The 15,691-nt window shown below is 45.5% G+C and carries 15 protein-coding genes and 1 pseudogene; 7 read left to right on the top strand and 9 right to left on the bottom strand.

What is annotated here, in order from left to right; translation table 11 throughout:
• Nucleotides 1-114: 114 nt before the first annotated feature.
• Nucleotides 115-2,952, bottom strand: a complete 2,838-nt coding sequence (locus FU659_RS08550) for a glycoside hydrolase family 38 N-terminal domain-containing protein (RefSeq protein ID WP_261807695.1) — start codon at nt 2,950-2,952, stop codon at nt 115-117.
• 221 nt (nt 2,953-3,173) lie between these two features.
• On the opposite strand from FU659_RS08550, the gene FU659_RS08545 reads away from it, so the two are divergent.
• Nucleotides 3,174-4,325, top strand: coding sequence for a GntR family transcriptional regulator (locus FU659_RS08545; protein ID WP_147947180.1), 1,152 nt, complete (start codon nt 3,174-3,176; stop codon nt 4,323-4,325).
• 166 nt (nt 4,326-4,491) lie between these two features.
• On the opposite strand, the pseudogene FU659_RS08540 reads toward FU659_RS08545, so the two are convergent.
• Nucleotides 4,492-4,707: pseudogene (locus tag FU659_RS08540) on the bottom strand (sigma factor); the annotation flags it as partial.
• A gap of 177 nt (nt 4,708-4,884) precedes the next feature.
• Between FU659_RS08540 and FU659_RS08535 the strand changes: the two are divergent.
• Nucleotides 4,885-5,625 carry an SDR family NAD(P)-dependent oxidoreductase gene (locus FU659_RS08535; protein ID WP_147947179.1) on the top strand — a complete coding sequence of 247 codons (741 nt, stop codon included), beginning with the start codon at nt 4,885-4,887 and terminating at the stop codon, nt 5,623-5,625.
• A gap of 94 nt (nt 5,626-5,719) precedes the next feature.
• Here the strand turns inward: FU659_RS08535 and FU659_RS36910 are convergent, their stop codons facing one another.
• From FU659_RS36910 to FU659_RS08505, 5 genes are all read right to left on the bottom strand, one after another.
• Nucleotides 5,720-6,853, bottom strand: a complete 1,134-nt coding sequence (locus FU659_RS36910; protein WP_261807694.1) for a GNAT family N-acetyltransferase — start codon at nt 6,851-6,853, stop codon at nt 5,720-5,722.
• Entirely contained in the window at nt 6,846-7,502 is a 657-nt protein-coding gene (locus FU659_RS08520) for a DUF2306 domain-containing protein (RefSeq protein ID WP_147947178.1), read from the bottom strand. The genes FU659_RS36910 and FU659_RS08520 overlap by 8 nt, the downstream gene beginning before the upstream one ends.
• A gap of 32 nt (nt 7,503-7,534) precedes the next feature.
• Nucleotides 7,535-8,116: a TetR/AcrR family transcriptional regulator gene (locus tag FU659_RS08515; RefSeq protein WP_147947177.1), complete on the bottom strand. Its 582-nt coding sequence runs from the start codon at nt 8,114-8,116 to the stop codon at nt 7,535-7,537.
• 347 nt (nt 8,117-8,463) lie between these two features.
• Entirely contained in the window at nt 8,464-9,171 is a 708-nt protein-coding gene (locus FU659_RS08510) for a DsbA family oxidoreductase (RefSeq protein ID WP_147947176.1), read from the bottom strand.
• Between the two features lie 28 nt (nt 9,172-9,199).
• Nucleotides 9,200-10,072 (bottom strand): SDR family oxidoreductase, encoded by an 873-nt coding sequence (locus FU659_RS08505; protein ID WP_147947175.1) that lies wholly within the window; start codon nt 10,070-10,072, stop codon nt 9,200-9,202.
• A 147-nt stretch (nt 10,073-10,219) separates the two neighbouring features.
• Between FU659_RS08505 and FU659_RS08500 the strand changes: the two genes are divergently transcribed.
• The 4 genes from FU659_RS08500 to FU659_RS08490 all read left to right on the top strand — a co-directional run bounded on the left by FU659_RS08500 (nt 10,220) and on the right by FU659_RS08490 (nt 13,157).
• Nucleotides 10,220-10,576 (top strand): winged helix-turn-helix transcriptional regulator, encoded by a 357-nt coding sequence (locus tag FU659_RS08500; RefSeq protein ID WP_147947174.1) that lies wholly within the window; start codon nt 10,220-10,222, stop codon nt 10,574-10,576.
• Nucleotides 10,577-10,829: 253 nt separating this feature from the next.
• The gene (locus FU659_RS08495) at nt 10,830-12,230 is read left to right on the top strand and encodes a phosphodiester glycosidase family protein (protein WP_261807693.1); all 1,401 of its coding nucleotides are present in this window, start codon (nt 10,830-10,832) and stop codon (nt 12,228-12,230) included.
• Nucleotides 12,231-12,435: 205 nt separating this feature from the next.
• The gene (locus FU659_RS35260; protein ID WP_187274001.1) at nt 12,436-12,612 is read left to right on the top strand and encodes a stalk domain-containing protein; all 177 of its coding nucleotides are present in this window, start codon (nt 12,436-12,438) and stop codon (nt 12,610-12,612) included.
• A gap of 50 nt (nt 12,613-12,662) precedes the next feature.
• A complete protein-coding gene (locus FU659_RS08490) occupies nt 12,663-13,157 on the top strand; it encodes a DL-endopeptidase inhibitor IseA family protein (protein WP_187274000.1) in 495 nt (164 codons plus the stop codon).
• 260 nt (nt 13,158-13,417) lie between these two features.
• Here the strand turns inward: FU659_RS08490 and FU659_RS08480 are convergent, their stop codons facing one another.
• Entirely contained in the window at nt 13,418-14,155 is a 738-nt protein-coding gene (locus tag FU659_RS08480; RefSeq protein ID WP_261807692.1) for an MOSC domain-containing protein, read from the bottom strand.
• 294 nt (nt 14,156-14,449) lie between these two features.
• Here FU659_RS08480 and FU659_RS08475 point away from each other — a divergent pair, with 294 nt between their 5' ends.
• Nucleotides 14,450-14,896: a GNAT family N-acetyltransferase gene (locus tag FU659_RS08475; RefSeq protein WP_147947171.1), complete on the top strand. Its 447-nt coding sequence runs from the start codon at nt 14,450-14,452 to the stop codon at nt 14,894-14,896.
• A 229-nt stretch (nt 14,897-15,125) separates the two neighbouring features.
• Here FU659_RS08475 and FU659_RS08470 read toward each other — a convergent pair whose 3' ends face one another.
• Nucleotides 15,126-15,494: a DoxX family protein gene (locus FU659_RS08470; protein WP_147947170.1), complete on the bottom strand. Its 369-nt coding sequence runs from the start codon at nt 15,492-15,494 to the stop codon at nt 15,126-15,128.
• Between the last annotated feature and the right edge of the window lie 197 nt (nt 15,495-15,691).

Below are 15,691 nucleotides of genomic sequence, written 5' to 3'. Positions count from 1 at the left end.
AAATACGATTGGTCCTCTGACAGTTTTTATCCCAGCCGCCCTGCTGCCGTCCGCTCCCTCCAGCCTATATTGCTTGACGTCGATCCGGCATTCCAGCCCTTCCCCACTCGTAGATCACTCGAATTCCACGCAAACAGCCGCAACCGAATGGGCAGGTACCTCGAACGAAACAGAATTGCCGTTTGCTTGTATCGGCAGGCCGTTCGATAATTTGCATTCATTCGTGTCTACGAAATAAGCCGCCGATACGGGTTGGAACAGCAGCAGCGCAGCTGTCGTCCGCTGCCCCTTCGTTTCGTAAACACGGATGATCCACCTCTTGCTTTCATGGTCTTCCGGCATTTTCACCGCGGATACGGCCACCGAGCCTTCCGTCAGCCTCAGGAAGCTTGCATCAAGCGGTCTTGTGCCTGCATGCGGCGTACCGGACAGGACGTTTAACGGATGATTGAAACGGTATGCCGTTTCAATCAAATCGCGATTATCTGCCGAATCCGCAACACACACCGCCAATTGGATCCGGTGATGATTGCCGAGCTCCGGATACGGATCCGGATCGAAGGAGCTGCGGATTAACGAAACCGACAATGCATTATCCGTTCCGCGAAACCCGTATTTGTTGTTCGTCACGAGCATAACGGACGGCTTGCCGGCAGCTTGACGTACGCCAAGCACCCAGCTGTTGCCCGGGACGTCCATCTCGAGCGGCTTGCGTACGATGGCGCCAAACGGCACGTCGTATTTGTATGCCGCGTTTTCGTAGGCAAGCGGCCAATGGAAGTTCAGCTGTGGAATACTCTTGTCCGCCTTGCCGATTTCGTGCCAATCGCACTCCACGTTGAAATCGAGACGCGGACTGTTCCGGTCGAGCGAGACATCGACTTTCAATTTGGAATCGCCGAAACCGAGCTCGTATTGCAGCGACTGCCGCACCTTGCTTTTCGCGGTCATTTTTATTTTCACGTTATCATGCACGTTCTCGATGCTCATGTAGCGGCCAACCCACCAAGCGCTCATCCCTTTGCCGGGATCTTCCTGAATGAGGCGGAACAGGCCGGCAGGGCGCGCAGCATCGATTAACTCTTCGCCGCTCGCTTTATGGATCATCGAGACGACGGTCGCATCGACGGGATGGAACGTCACCTTGAGCAGCTCATTTTCTAGCACTAACTCTTCCTCACGGTCCACCCGCGGATCGGTCGGCAGAAACGGTTTCACCGATTCATCGCCTTCCGAAACGGTGTATGTACGGTATCCGCATGCCGGTGCTTTGGCATAGATGAGCAAACGCATGTAGTGATGTCCCCAATAATGGTTAAAGCCTTCTTCCATCACTTGATGCGCAGCTTCGTTGCCTTCGCTGTCCCTGACGACCAGCGTCTGGAGCCGGCTGTGCCAATCCCAGAGCACGAACTCCACCGTCTCTTCGCGGTCGTACACAGATGGATTGAAGATATGCACGATCCGCGTACTGCCGCGTCCGCGTTCGACTTGCGTGATTTTGAAATTGCGGGAGCCGTACCCAACGCCGGCGCCTTCCGAAACCGTCAGCTTGTCTTCCGGCCCGCCCAGCAGCGATGAATCGATCGTGGCAGCGATGCTTTCAAGCGCAAGCTTGCGGTTCGTGCTTGCGATCGCCATCGTATTTTGAAACAGTCCGAGCGCATGCTCCCGCGTTTCGATAACGCCGGAGCCGGGAAGGATGTCGTGAAACTGGTTGAACAGCACGTTTCTCCACGCTTCCTCATAGGCCGCTCCCGGATAGGCGGCGTCAGTCGCAACAGTCGCCAACGAGCTGAACGTCTCCGCTTCGTTCAACGTCGCTTCTCCGATCCGGTTCGCCGTTTTGATACGGGTCTGCGACGTATAGCAGCCGGTAAAAACGAAGTTTTGCTCGCCGGTCACAACCGGCAGCTTGGCTGCAATCGGCTCGACAAGCTTGTAAAACTCGCTAAACGTGCCAAAGCGGATATTCGGATAGATCGGCCAGTCTTTCATGTCGATAAGACGCTCTAAATCCCGCCTCGTCGGACCGCCGCCATGATCGCCTACGCCGTAAACGTTCAAATACGTCTTCAAGCCGGTTTGACAGCAAATTTCCGGAACATACGATCCGAGAATCGGTTGTACGCTATCGTTGTACCATGTCGGTTCGCGATAGACGATGATCGACTTGCCGGATGGCGCTTCCCAACGATATAAAATGCGTCCGTCATTGCCCCGGCAGTGGTAGTAAAACTTGACGCCGCCGTTCGCCAATATTTCCGGCACGTTGACGCTGTGTCCGAACGTATCCGGCTCGAAGTCGAGATTCAAGCTGTCCGGATCGATGTTGAACAGCTGCGACAAATACCGTTTCGTATAGAGCATATGCCGGGACAAGCTCTCGCCGTTCGGCATGTTTTTGTCCGCTTCCACCCAATGCGAAGCCGTTACTTCCCAGCGTCCTTCCTTCACCCTCCGCTTGATCTCCTGCAGCATTTCCGGAGCGTACTGCTCGACGATCCGGTAAATGGACGCCTGTGATTGCGAAAACGTAAATTCGGGATACTCGTTCATCAAATTCAGCATCGTCCGGAACGTATCTATCGTAACCGCTACCGTCTCGTCCCAGGGCCACATCCAGTTCATGTCGATATGGGCATGCGCCGCACAAATAATATCGTAGCTTTTCGCTTCGGAAGCAAGAACGTTCAGCATTTGTTCGGCGTGCAGCGCCGTTTGCTTGCCGATAACGCCTTCTTCGGCGATTTTGCCTTCTACGAAAGCCAGTGCCGCTTCAATCGGCTCATCGTACTGATGGCCTTCTACTTTCGAAACTTCATATGCAAAAACCAATTGCGATAGTATTCGTTCTCCCCAGTACCCTGGCTTTGACATTATCTTTTCTTCCCAATAGTTCTTCGGCGCATTGCCGAGAAGCTGCCTGAGCCGAACGTCGATCGATTTCATGCGATTCCCTCCAAAATGTTTCATTCGGAAATATCTATATTACAAATATACATATCATACAATTCAAATATAATTTCAACAAAAGTGGTTGTAAAGCATTATTTTCTTGCTGTAAAGATCACATTCATCTGTCCCCCACAATATCATCAAAATAAATTTGTATATTGGTATTTTTTTTGCTAGGATGTTGATGTACAATTCGAACGAGGAGACGGAACCGAATGACACAGGAAGCGAAGCGCGCTCCACTGTACTTGCAAATCCGAGACTATATTCTTGAACATATTCATCAGAACAAATGGCAGGCGAATGATCGGCTGCCTACGGAAGCGGTGCTGGCCGATCAGTTCGGCGTAAGCCGGTTTACGGTCAAAAACGCGCTGTCCGAATTGGTTAAGGAAGGGCTGATTTACCGCATCCAGGGCAAAGGCTCTTTCATCTCGCCAACTGTAACCGAACACGAGGACCACTCGCTGCCTCAGGAACGTACAGTCGGCGCATTCAGACCGATCGTCTTTCTGACCCCCAGCATTCAAAGCACGTTGTCATCGAATATTTTGGCCGGAGTGGAAGAGGTGCTGTCGGATCACGGATACCAAATCGTGTACCGTTCGACGCGCAACGATCAGGAAATCGAGCGTCAAGCCCTTCAAGAGTGCGTACGGATGGGAGCAAGGGGCGTCATGATTTTCCCGGTCGACGGCGAATCGTATAGCGAAGATATTTTGCGGCTGACCTTGAATAAATTCCCGGTAGTCGTTATCGACCGTTATTTGCGTGGGGTAGACACGAATTGCGTCTGTTCGGATAATGCGGGCGGCGCCTTTGACGCGACGTCCCACCTGATTGAACTCGGCCATTCCAACATCGCGTTCGTCGCCCTTCACAACCGGACGACTACAAGCCTGGAAGACCGTTTGACAGGTTTTGAGAAAGCGCTGACCAAGCATCACATTCCGGTCGATCATCGCCGCTGTCTTTTCGAGTTGCTTGCCGAACATCCGCCGAAGGCGGAAAAGTGCGACGCTATCCGTGATGCGAAATCGCTCGCACTCTCTTTTTTGGATCGTAACCCCGATGTGACCGCCGTGTTTGCGGCGACGACCGGCAGCGGGCTTGCGGTGATGGAGGCGGCAGAGGAGCTTGGCATACGGGTCCCGGAGCAGTTATCGGTCATCTTTTTCGACGATTACAAGCATTCCGCGCTCTCCCGCATCCCACCCAGCTGCGTCGTCCAGCAGGAAAAAGAAATAGGAGCGGAAGCTGCGAAGCTACTCTTGTCGGTCATCGAAAACCCGCTGCAGGAGCGCCGGCAATTGACCTTGCCGACCCGGCTGGTGCTGCGGAATTCGACAGCTGAAGCAAGGAAATGATCATGATGAATACGGCTTTTTGATGGATGATGGGCCGTTTGCTTTGGCAGCATACGGAGGCAGGAATACGCTTCAATCACGCACCGTCCTTTTTCCCCTACAAGTCAAAAAGCACATGCTCTGATGTGGCTCAAAAAACTAAAAATGCTTATATTCACTGCACCACTATTGAAATTAGAATATCGTTCTCGATACAGCGAGCCGCAAATGTCGCCAGCTTTGTACCCTTGTTCGGGGAGAACGACTCAATCGCTTTGATCAGTCCGATTGTCCCGATCGAGATCAAATCCTCCAAGTCTTCTCCTGTGTTGTCGATTTTTTTGACGTTGTGGACACGTAGCAACGTAAAAGTTTGTTGCCATGATGGGCCACCTTGATGAATTTGTAAACTTACATGAAAATAATTTGAAACGTTTTTAATGCTTTAATATCCATCCATCCGTACCTCAGTTTAGATTCAAAATTTTTGAATAGAATAATCAATTAATTCAATTATACAAATTCAACGAGACCATTTACAATCATAACTATTAGGGTGTGTAGAAGGAGAGGATTTTAAATGGACCTATCAAATAAAGTAGTTCTTGTTACAGGAGGCGGAACGGGTATTGGACGTGCCACATGCTTGACACTTGCCAAACGGGGGGCATGCGTCGGGGTCAACTATTCACGTTCCAAAGCCGATGCGGATGAAACGGTGCAAATGATCACGAATGAGGGTGGGCGTGCGATAGCTGTACAAGCCGATGTTTCGCAAGACAAGGAAGTCAGGGAAATGGTTCGAATATTGGTTCAGCAATTTGGAACGATCGATGCGCTTGTGAACAATGCCAGCATAACCAGACATATTCCACTAGATGATCTGGAAGCGGCAACGGAGGAAGTTTGGGACGAGCTCTATGATGTCAATGTGAAAGGGATGTTTTACTGCGCGCGCGCAGTCGCACCCTTCATGAAAAAGAGCAAACAAGGCGCGATCGTCAATGTCGGGAGTATTGCAGGAATAACAGGATTAGGCTCCTCGCTTCCATATGCCGTTTCCAAAGCAGCCATACATGGTCTTACCAAATCTTTAGCACGCGCCCTTGCTCCGGACATTAGGGTTAACTGCATTGCACCGGGAGCTGTTGCCACTAGATGGTGGGCAGGAAGGGAAGAGCAAATGAAGAAGCTCGCCCCTCACATTTTGCTGCAGCGTGTTTCAACGCCTGAAGATATCGCTGCATTCATCTGTGCCGCTTTGGAACAAGAAGCGATGACAGGTCAAACCCTTACTGTGGACAGCGGGCAAACATTGTGACAACGTTCCGTTCGTTTAGTAAGGAAGGGAGAGGTGTACAGCTTATGCCCCTTCCTTCTTTTTTGGTACACCAGTACGAGCGACTTGTTATTTGCTAGGTATCTAACGGCTTTTCGAAGCACAGAAAGGGCACTTTGCGAAAAGGAAATCGAACTTCCCCCACTTCCTGATAGCCGGCTCTTTCATACATGTTAACTGCCCCGGGATTTCCGGTATATACATCCAGTCGAATGCTCGTGGAGCCCATCTTTCGAGCCAGATTTTCAGCAAATTGCAGCAATTGCTTCCCCATTCCCTGTCCCTGAAACTCAGGATGAACAGCCAACCTGTGGATACATGCCGCTTTTCCCTGATACTCGCTCCATTGTAAAGCAGCGTACTCTGGACTTTGATTGGCATCGACCACAACAGCCGCGATAACCCTTCCTCCCTTTTTTATGCCATACATATGCTGTTGCTTCAAATCCTTCGCGATGACAAATCCATTTGGGTACATCCAATCCCATTGATTGATGTTGTGACTTTGTAAATCTTTTTTTACAGCACGATAGAGCGATATCACTTCTTTTTTATCTTGACTGTCCAGTCTTTGTAAGTTCATGCTCTGATCCTTGGTTGAATCGATACTTTGTTTGATGTCGTTCAATTTCTTAGCCGCATATTTCCGATAAACAACCGTCCAAGCAATAGCTGCTCCCACAAAACCATACAAAACAACGTTGGACAGAGCAAGAAACTGCGCAGTGGATAATTGGAAAACCAAGATCGTGCGAACTGTCGCTTCCGACACCAGAATAATGCCCCAAACAAAGGTCATCAATCTCATTACATAGCGAAAATAAGTGTATTGCCAATTGCCCTCGAATTCTACGTTGCCAATGAAGCGTGAAGCCAGATAAAACATAAAAGGACGTCGGAACAAAAGAGAGCCTAAAAATATCAATCCTACAGCGCCTGTAATCAATGATTCACGAACTAATAAAATCTTCTCACTGCCTCCCATCGCAACAAGCGCCAGGGTTAAAACAAAAGTAAACAACATTAAGGACCCAAAGGCATCAAGCTTTCTATGCTTAACCAAATGAATCAAATTATCAAGTAAAGGCACCATCGTAGCGATCGATAACGCCGTTAGGCTAGTCATGTACTCAGAAAGCCAGACATAAAGTACCCACGGAATAACTCCATTAATAAGAAGAGTGAATATAACGTACATACGTTTAGACATATGAACCTATCCTTTCTATTGTTGAGATGTTCGTTTGTTTGCGTTTGTTCCGAATAGACGCTTCTGAAATAAGGAGATTAATAAGGGTAGCTATAAAGATACCACATGGAAAAGCTACAGAATTGGAAACGTGGAACAGCATAGCAATCAACGCCACCACGAACCGAAAAGTAATAAATACACAAGTGATGGAATAGCTGCGCAGCATCCACTCCCGATGCTTTACGACGTTACGACGAACAATATGAAATACGCCAAGCACTGTTGTCGTTAGCCAGACCAGATCCAGGACTAAGAATGCTACCCCTGATGAAATCCCTCCTGTAGCGTACATGGATAGAAAGGGAACAGCTAGTATATTGATAAAGATAGAGGAGGCATATATGTTGCCAATACGGCGATGAAGCTTTGTAGGTTTGCGGCTTCTTGCTGTTAATTGAAAAGCGCCTAGAATCAAAGCAAGCATTCCAAGAATAATATGAACATAGAAGAATATCTTCCATGTGTCAAAAGGAAATTTAACGTCCTTGAGCTTCAAGCTTACTAAACCAGCTTGCTCGGGACGGAAGACCACGTACTGTACCACGACATACAAGGTAAAAACAAACACTAGCACATACAAAAGCGAAAATAAGATCTTCTTTTTCATTGCTAGCAACCTCACTCTCTCTATTTAAAATTTTATTGTAATGCGCGGGACATGAGCTGAATAATCTCTTCAGCCGTCATGCTTCCGATATCCTGCCTAATCGTATGCTGCACACGCAGTCCATACATAAAGCTCAACATGGCTGTTGCTATTTTCCTATTGTCCGCCTGAGCAGGAATCACTCCCGCTTCCTGGCCTTCACAGATCCATCTTATGCAGGTTTCCAACGTATAATAGTAGACACCTTGGACGATAGCCGACACTTTGGTATTGTCCATCTGACTGAGCAGATAGATGAATATCTTGTTGGTCACATCCGCATGGTGCGAGGTTTGAACCATAGCCTCCGCTATAAGCTGGAGCGGATTCCTAAGACCACTTGCATGTTGATCGCTAACGACTGCTTTGAATCTTGCATTCACTTGTTCAATGCGAGACTTCATCAATAAACCGAACAGCTCATCTTTGCCAGAGACATAATGATAAATTGCACCTTTGGATAATCCGGTTTCGCTAATAATATCCTGAAGCGTTGTCTGTCTACAGCCCTTCTCCCTAATTAACTCTTCTGTTGCTTCGAGTATGATTTGAAAGCTTGTGTTTGCATTTGTCATTATTTTCTCCTATTCTTTAAATGCCACAGACCAACGGTCGGTTTGTTAATAATTGTATTTTATAGTACCGACCGTCGGTTTGTCAACAAAAAAGAAAAAAGACTGTGACTTCTTATTCGAAGGCGTCCAGTCCTCTTATCGTAATATCATTTAAAAAAACATATTGGTTACAAAAAAGACAAGAACTAAATAAAGACTAATCGTAAGAGCACTATACATAATTTAACATTTTACATTCTTTTTCCCTATCACGAAATTGCAAAAGCAAGGATAAGCAGCTTAAATGAAAAAAAGAGGGAGCTCCTAGGCTTCCCTCCAGTCATAACCTCATGCTTTGTTGGCATTCGTTATTTTCCTTCCACTTTACAGGAACCATCTGAACAAGCGGCTTCGCTTTCCGAATTGATAATCTGCAGCGGCTGCTGATCGTCCCATGCCTTCTTCAATGCGTTCAGGAACACACTGCTTGGCTGAGCACCAGATACCGCGTGTTTGCGGTTAATAACATAGAACGGAACGCTGCGTATACCAAGGTGGCGGCCGTCCTCTTCTTCCGCCCTTACCTCTTCGGTAAACTGATTACCTGCCAGCATGGACAGCGCTTCTTCCCTGTCAAGTCCAGCTTCAGCTGCAAGGTCTGCAAGTGTGTTAAGGTCGCTCAAATTCTTCGAATCGCTGAAATAAGCATGGAACAAAAGCTCAGATACTATAGCGCCCTTGCCGTGTTCTTCAGCAAAATGTCTGAGTCGGTGGGCATCGAATGTGTTCGTCAGCACCAGGCCGTCGAACTGAAAATCAAGTCCTTCTGCCGCTGCCTGCTGAGTTAAATTCTGATTCATATCAATGGCTTGCTGACGGCTCATGCCATATCGTGTGGAGAGCATATCATACACATCATGCGGGACATGTTTGGGTGAATTTGGGTCCAGCTCAAAGCTTCGATAAATAATTTTAACACGTTCGTGATACGGAAATTCCGCCAGCGCTTTTTCAAAGCGACGTTTGCCAATATAACAAAACGGACACGCAAAGTCCGACCAAACTTCTACTTGCATGGGAAATCCACCTCACTTCGTCAATTGATTATTTATTAAATAATTGAGTAATACTATCATAAATGGATGTAGGTTTCTTTCCGATTAGTTTCTCGAGGTCTTTTGAAGTGCGACCTTCCGTTCCGGCAGCCATTTTGCTAGCAATAGCTACTAAGAACTGTGCAAGCCCTTCAGGTAATCCAGCATGAATCATACCTGCTAGTGAATCTGAGTCTGAAACAGATCGATGAGTTACATGCTTACCAGAGATTGTAGATAAAATCCCTGCTAATTCTTCATAACTCCAAGATTGCGAAGAAGCCAACTCATATACTTGGTTTTCATGTCCTTCTTCAGCTAGGACTACTGCGGCAGCAAGAGCGAGGTCATCGCGTGTTGCTGTATTTATTTTGCCATCTCCTGCCGAATTTATAATAATGCCACTATCGATGTAAGATTGCAAACTAGGATTTATATACAATTCCTGATACCATGTATTTCGCAAAATCGTCGTTGGCATTCCAGAAGCCCGAAGTCCATATTCCGTTGCTAAATGCACATGTGCCAAAGGAGCAAATGCATCCACATCAGCATATGCAAAACTAGTGTAGACGATGTGTTTAACCCCTGCTTTTTTTGCTGCTTCAATGGCAGAAATATGTTTGCGAATGCGACTAATTGACTCATCTTCTGGCGTAGAAATCAACAATAGTTTGGATGCTCCTGCAAATGCTTTTTCCATAGACGCCGGATTATCAAAATCCCCATAACGAACCTCAATGCCTAAATCAGCTAAAGCAGATGCTTTTTCAACGTTTCGAACACTAACAGCGATATCACTAGCAGGAACTTTTTTAAGTAAGTGTTGAATCACCAAATTACCCAATTCTCCTGTTGCTGCAGTAATCACGATTTTCGACATATCTCATTTCCACTCCCGTTTAATAAATTTGCTGTTGGATATTTAAGCATATTCATATATTATTATAGTATCTTTAATTTTGTAAGTAGTCACTTTTTTATAACATAGTCATATAAACAGAACCATGAGGAAAGAGAGTGATTTAACATGGCCCGAACTTCATTTCAGGGAGAAATTCCCGAAGAACAAATAGAGGTTTGCCCTGTCACGAAAACTCAAAATGTCATTGCCGGCAAATGGAAAATCATTATTCTTTGGCATTTAAGCGCACAGACCAGAAGATTCGGCGAACTTCAAAGATTGGTACCAGGAATTTCAAAAGGTATCCTGACCAGTCAGCTGAGAGAATTAGAAAATGATCATATGGTTCATAGGAAGGTGTATCAAGAAGTGCCACCCAAAGTAGAATACTCACTCACAAATTCTGGGAAAAGCTTCATACCCATACTAGATAGCATGGGTGAGTGGGGCAAAAAATATGTAAAGAATGTAGAGAACACCTAATAAGGTGCCCAACTTGTTCCCCCTGTTTATAGTTGTTAAAGGAACCGCAGCGAATTGAGCTCGGTTCCTTTTTTGCGGATTCCTTTACCTATCATGGATGACCAATTATAAGTAATCGTGATATAATCCATTCTCAAGCATTCGTGTTTTAAAAGACTAAACTTTATTCATTCCCTTTACGTCAAAGTCTGTATGGATTCAAACATATAACGATGTTTACGCTTTATGACCTGTAGGGAGATATGGAGAATCAATGGAGACAAAACGAATAACTTCACAACATTATCGTAAAAAAGTGCGCTGGGGTTGGCTAAAAAAGACGTTTATGGTGTTAGCAGCTCTTGGATGCATCAGCTCCAGTCTTTTATTCCTGACACCCTGGGGCTCTAATCTTCGGATTAGCCTTGCTGAAATGGTCATTAATACCCAGCACCGCGACTGGGCTTGGATGTTGGTTGGCGCTGAGAAGCGCGATGATATGGTTAATAAGATGCAGCAGCAAATCGACGTTTGGGGAACCGATAAGCAGCATGATGGTCTAATCAAGCCTGACACCCGCAAACGTTCGGCTAGCGATTTAATTAAGGTTGTTGACATCCAAGATGAGAATCACAACACGCCAACATGGCGAGGAAAAAAAATGTACGTCTACGATCCACGGACCATACGACTTGTAACGACCAGTCATAAGCAAGAAGGCGAAAAAATTTCAGACATGGTCAAACGAACAGGGGCACTGGCTGGTGTGAATGGCGGTGCTTTCGATGATCCCCAAGGTTTAGGAAATGGTTTTGCTCCCATCGGGTTTCTGATGTCGGGCGGCGAAGTCATTCTTACCGAATATGACGGTAGTGTTAAACAACATGTTGTTGGTTTCACCAAAAAAGGCATTCTTAAAATTGGCTTATACTCGATTAATGAACTCATAAAAGATGGAGTCACGGAGGCTGCCTTCTGGAAACCACGCATTATTGAAGACGGTAAAGGACTGATCACCAGTGGTGACGGTGGGGCAGGCCGAGACCCACGAACGGCTCTTTGCCAGACTAAGAATGGCACGATCATATTTTTGGTCATTGATGGACGCCAGCCAGGGTACAGCATGGGAGCTACCCTGAAGGAGGTACAAGACCTCTTCTTGGCGGAAGGCTGCATGAATGCTGGCTTTCTGGATGGTGGAGCCTCCTCGGAATTAGTTGCTGACGGCAAACTGCAGACAAAGCCTGCGAGCCGTTACGGTGAACGCCGTTTGCCTGACGGTTTCCTCGTATTTGCTGATCCCAGCAGCTATAAAGCAGATAATATGTGGGATGGTTTAACGAAAATTGACGCTGGGGGGGCCTATGACAACCCAGGGTATCAACAGGAGCAAGCTAAGCTTCGCGCGAAAGCGACGCACAGTCCATCTTCACCGAAGCCAACGGCGGTTCACACACCAAAAGCGACAAGTGAAGTGGATAAGCCTCCAACGATATCACCGAAAAGCTCGCCGCCAATCACGGGAGACCCAGAGCCTGTCAAAAAGAGCCCCACGCCAAAATCCAGCACATCACCAAGCCCTTCGCCTGCAAAAGGGAGCGCTCCCCCAAAACATACTACGGGAAGCGACAGTGTTAATGAAGGCAATATAAGTTCTTCCAGTTCGAAGCCTTGATGGACCCATGCGGTCCTTCGGGCTTTTTTAATTGAGATCAGAATCGTTAAATGCAATAGCACGATATGGAGCAACTCCGAGATCATTCATTTCAAATTATTTTCATGCATCATTATTTTTATATATACAAACCAACGGTCGGTTTATATAATGAACTTATAGAATCTATCTGCTTGTAAACTATACATATAAGGTGGTATTCAAATTGAAAATTCATTGGAAAACATTTGCAAGTGGCCTAATCGTGGGCTCAGCTCTATTTTCAACCGTTTCTTTTGCTGCGCCTTCCATCGTAAAGATGATTGTGAACGGAAAAGTCATTACCTCTGAGGTACCTCCGCAGATTGTAGATGGAAGTACATTAATCCCGCGCGCGCCTTAGCCGAAGCACTGGGGGCGAAGGTGACTTGGGACCAAGCCACTAACACTGTAATGATTGAAAGTGAACTTTACAATCAATTCATGAACGAAAAGGTAGTGGTTCAGTTAATCAGAGCTGCCAATAACCATTACTGGCATATTGCGAATGGGGGCTCGGGAGTTGGACGAGTTGAAAATGTTAACGTAGAGGGGCAGAGGTATCGATGGATGGGCAGTGATTTGGAAACGAAAGAAAAGTATACGGCCTATCTAAAGGAAGTCACTACGCCAGAACAATCAGCCGCATATTGGCAAAAAGAAGTAGCAAATGGATCCATACGCGAAATCAACGGGAAGCTGGCACAGCCGGATGCCGATGGTGGAAGTCTTAGGGATTGGAATGCTTCCAAAGCTACACTAATCAAGGACGGGACTACTCAAAAAACATATACATTGATCGTTCCGTTAGGGGATTCAGGAGATCATGAGGTGCATGAGGTTACAGTTAAGCTCGTAGACGGAACAGGTTGGCGCATCGATGAAACATTAGATTTCATTAAATCTTAACATGGATTCATATTCCTTACATTCTCATAAATAAGAGAAGACTGTCACCTATTGCTGACAGTCTTCTCCTGATAGACCTCTATGGTTATATAGGGCAATCTCAAATTCCCTCACAAATACCGCATTGCCCGTAACCTCTACAATTTCTCCCTTGTTGGTTACTTGGACCCGGATTCTGCCATCCCTTCCTACTTCCTGCCCTTGTTCTATTAAAAGATTAAATAAAACATCTGATTTATGGTTTGCACAAGCGTCTCCCCTCATCCATCAATGAGATTTATCGGATCACCGACATGAATCTGTCCCGTTTTTTTAACAGAAGCGTACACTCCGAAATGCAGCTCCATCTCCTCGTTTATTTTTTTCAACAGAGAAGCATCACGTTCAAGCGTATCGGGGTCCAATGTAATCATGGAACAGCGCTCACAATAACTATCCACTTGTAATTCGGCATCACCAACGGATACTCGTTTTCCAATCCACTCATTTTCAGCCAATTGCTTCTCATTTAATGTAACAAGCAAGTTCGCTCTGAAACGACGGGGATCTAGTGCCTTTTCCCAAATCGCTTCAAGCTTGCGCAGTGTATAATCTGTAATAATAAGGATACTCGCCGCGTCGACAGCCATGAGATCAGAGCTTTGCGCTGTATAGCTCCTCATTGACATTTTCTTTTTGGATAGCCTCTGTATGTCTTCCAATAACGCTTCATTCCAAGTAAAAGCTCGTCCATCAGGAGAAGATATGCTTACTTCAGGAAGCTCATTCCCCAACCGCTCACCCACGATTTTCGCCTTATACGCAAGCATACTAGGGATACTTCTAGCGGTAAAATAACTATCCCATCCCTCCTTTGTTTCATCGATAAAGGCATGACACCGATCACCGTATAAACCGTAAGTTTCCATGCTGCAAGTTTCCAAAGTCTCTCCGGCAAAAGATTTTACCGGATATCGGTTTATCTTACTAATCTCACCTAGGGGGATATGTATGGTCAAAGTAAACAGCTCCTTCTAATGCGGGAAATTGAAAAATATACTGCCGATTTCAACAATGATTACTATAATAGCCACTATATTAAACCACAAAGGATTTTTAAAAAGTCGCTTATACAAGAGGATTACCTCCCATCTTACATCAAACATCTAGAATATAGAAAATTATACCATAACACAGTCGTCAGGAGCCTCCCTTCAATTCGAACCTACTGTGATGCATATTTCCATCCACCCTATTTGAATTTTTATTCATAAAGTTGTATTATTATTCATAACTAATCGAGGAGGGATATTATGTTACCTGTCATAAGAAATGTTGAACCTGATGATTTAAACGATTTAACCGAGTTAATGTATGCATATATAGTTGGTTTTTATCAAAAACCTAGGCCAGCTATTGAAAAGTTACACAGTCTGATTCAAACCCTTTTAGATCAGCAAAGAGGTATACAATTTGTAGCAGAAAAAGATGGAAAGTTAATTGGCTTTGCTACCTTATATTTTGCCTTTAGTACTATGAAAGCAGATCCAATTACCATAATGAACGATCTCTTCGTAATTGAGCCATGGAGAGAAACTGAGTTGGAGTCACAACTATTTTTGAAATGTCAAAGTTACTCACGGGATAACGGATATGCTTACATGTCCTGGATAACAGGAGTTGATAACAAACGAGCTCAACGCTTATTCGAAAAAATGGGTGGCGTTCAAGGAGAATGGGTGAACTATTCTATCGTTTAACAACAGCACGTTACGATCACCAACCCTAAAGTAATCTAAGCTATACGCATCTAGTAGGATTTGTATGCAGCCTTATTTAATTTTCCCTATATGGTTCTTCCCTTGAGAGAAGGTTGAAGATCCACATCCTTACTTATTAACACCTCAATCAAAAAAAGCAGGTCGCTAAGGCCTGCTTGGGGTGTCTTTACTTCGTGAAACATTCGTTTCATTTTGTCTGATTATTTAGTTAAAACCAGGGAGCAGAAAGATCGGATAAGCGGATAAAAAATACAATAAAAGACAATATACCAAGAATCACGATCATGAACGTATCTTTGAAAGAATCCTTCATACGAACGTGAACCAATATTCCCCCAATAGCGGTTATACCAAGTAAAATTGCTCCCACGGCTGCCCAACTATAAGCCCAGTAGCCAATAATCAACGCAGCGGCAGCGACAAATTCGATGATTCCCGTTACCACCCGGAACCATTGCGGCAAGCCCCATCGTTTAAAGCCCTCAATATGCATCTTGGAACCTGTGATTTTACCTACTCCTGCCATTAGAAACATAAGAGCTAGCAGACCTTGCAAGATGAATACAAGAATATCCATGGTCATCTCCCCCTTTTCCCCATCCCTAATTGAACTTAATAAAGGCACACTATATTCAAAAAATAATATGCAGTCGTAACTGCAACTCATTTAAGCACATTATAATATGTATACGATCATTTGACTAGTTACTTTTTGAATGTCCGATAACAAAATTTATCTTGGAATCTGTTACGAGCGAGAGTCAAGGATTCAAG

The sequence above is a fragment of the Paenibacillus sp. N3.4 genome, assembly GCF_008017805.1.
In the GTDB taxonomy this organism is placed as follows: Bacteria; Bacillota; Bacilli; order Paenibacillales; family NBRC-103111; genus Paenibacillus_E.
Note: the sequence above shows the minus strand (reverse complement) of the source record. Positions and strands in the feature narration are given on the sequence as shown.

Excerpts from the sequence above, each read along its gene's own strand:
- FU659_RS08550 (WP_261807695.1), bottom strand. The coding sequence starts at position 2,952 with ATGAAATCGATCGACGTTCGGCTCAGGCAGCTTCTCGGCAATGCGCCG.
- FU659_RS08545 (WP_147947180.1), top strand. The coding sequence starts at position 3,174 with ATGACACAGGAAGCGAAGCGCGCTCCACTGTACTTGCAAATCCGAGAC.
- FU659_RS08535 (WP_147947179.1), top strand. The coding sequence starts at position 4,885 with ATGGACCTATCAAATAAAGTAGTTCTTGTTACAGGAGGCGGAACGGGT.
- FU659_RS36910 (WP_261807694.1), bottom strand. The coding sequence starts at position 6,853 with ATGTCTAAACGTATGTACGTTATATTCACTCTTCTTATTAATGGAGTT.
- FU659_RS08520 (WP_147947178.1), bottom strand. The coding sequence starts at position 7,502 with ATGAAAAAGAAGATCTTATTTTCGCTTTTGTATGTGCTAGTGTTTGTT.
- FU659_RS08515 (WP_147947177.1), bottom strand. The coding sequence starts at position 8,116 with ATGACAAATGCAAACACAAGCTTTCAAATCATACTCGAAGCAACAGAA.
- FU659_RS08510 (WP_147947176.1), bottom strand. The coding sequence starts at position 9,171 with ATGCAAGTAGAAGTTTGGTCGGACTTTGCGTGTCCGTTTTGTTATATT.
- FU659_RS08505 (WP_147947175.1), bottom strand. The coding sequence starts at position 10,072 with ATGTCGAAAATCGTGATTACTGCAGCAACAGGAGAATTGGGTAATTTG.
- FU659_RS08500 (WP_147947174.1), top strand. The coding sequence starts at position 10,220 with ATGGCCCGAACTTCATTTCAGGGAGAAATTCCCGAAGAACAAATAGAG.
- FU659_RS08495 (WP_261807693.1), top strand. The coding sequence starts at position 10,830 with ATGGAGACAAAACGAATAACTTCACAACATTATCGTAAAAAAGTGCGC.
- FU659_RS08490 (WP_187274000.1), top strand. The coding sequence starts at position 12,663 with ATGATTGAAAGTGAACTTTACAATCAATTCATGAACGAAAAGGTAGTG.
- FU659_RS08475 (WP_147947171.1), top strand. The coding sequence starts at position 14,450 with ATGTTACCTGTCATAAGAAATGTTGAACCTGATGATTTAAACGATTTA.
- FU659_RS08470 (WP_147947170.1), bottom strand. The coding sequence starts at position 15,494 with ATGGATATTCTTGTATTCATCTTGCAAGGTCTGCTAGCTCTTATGTTT.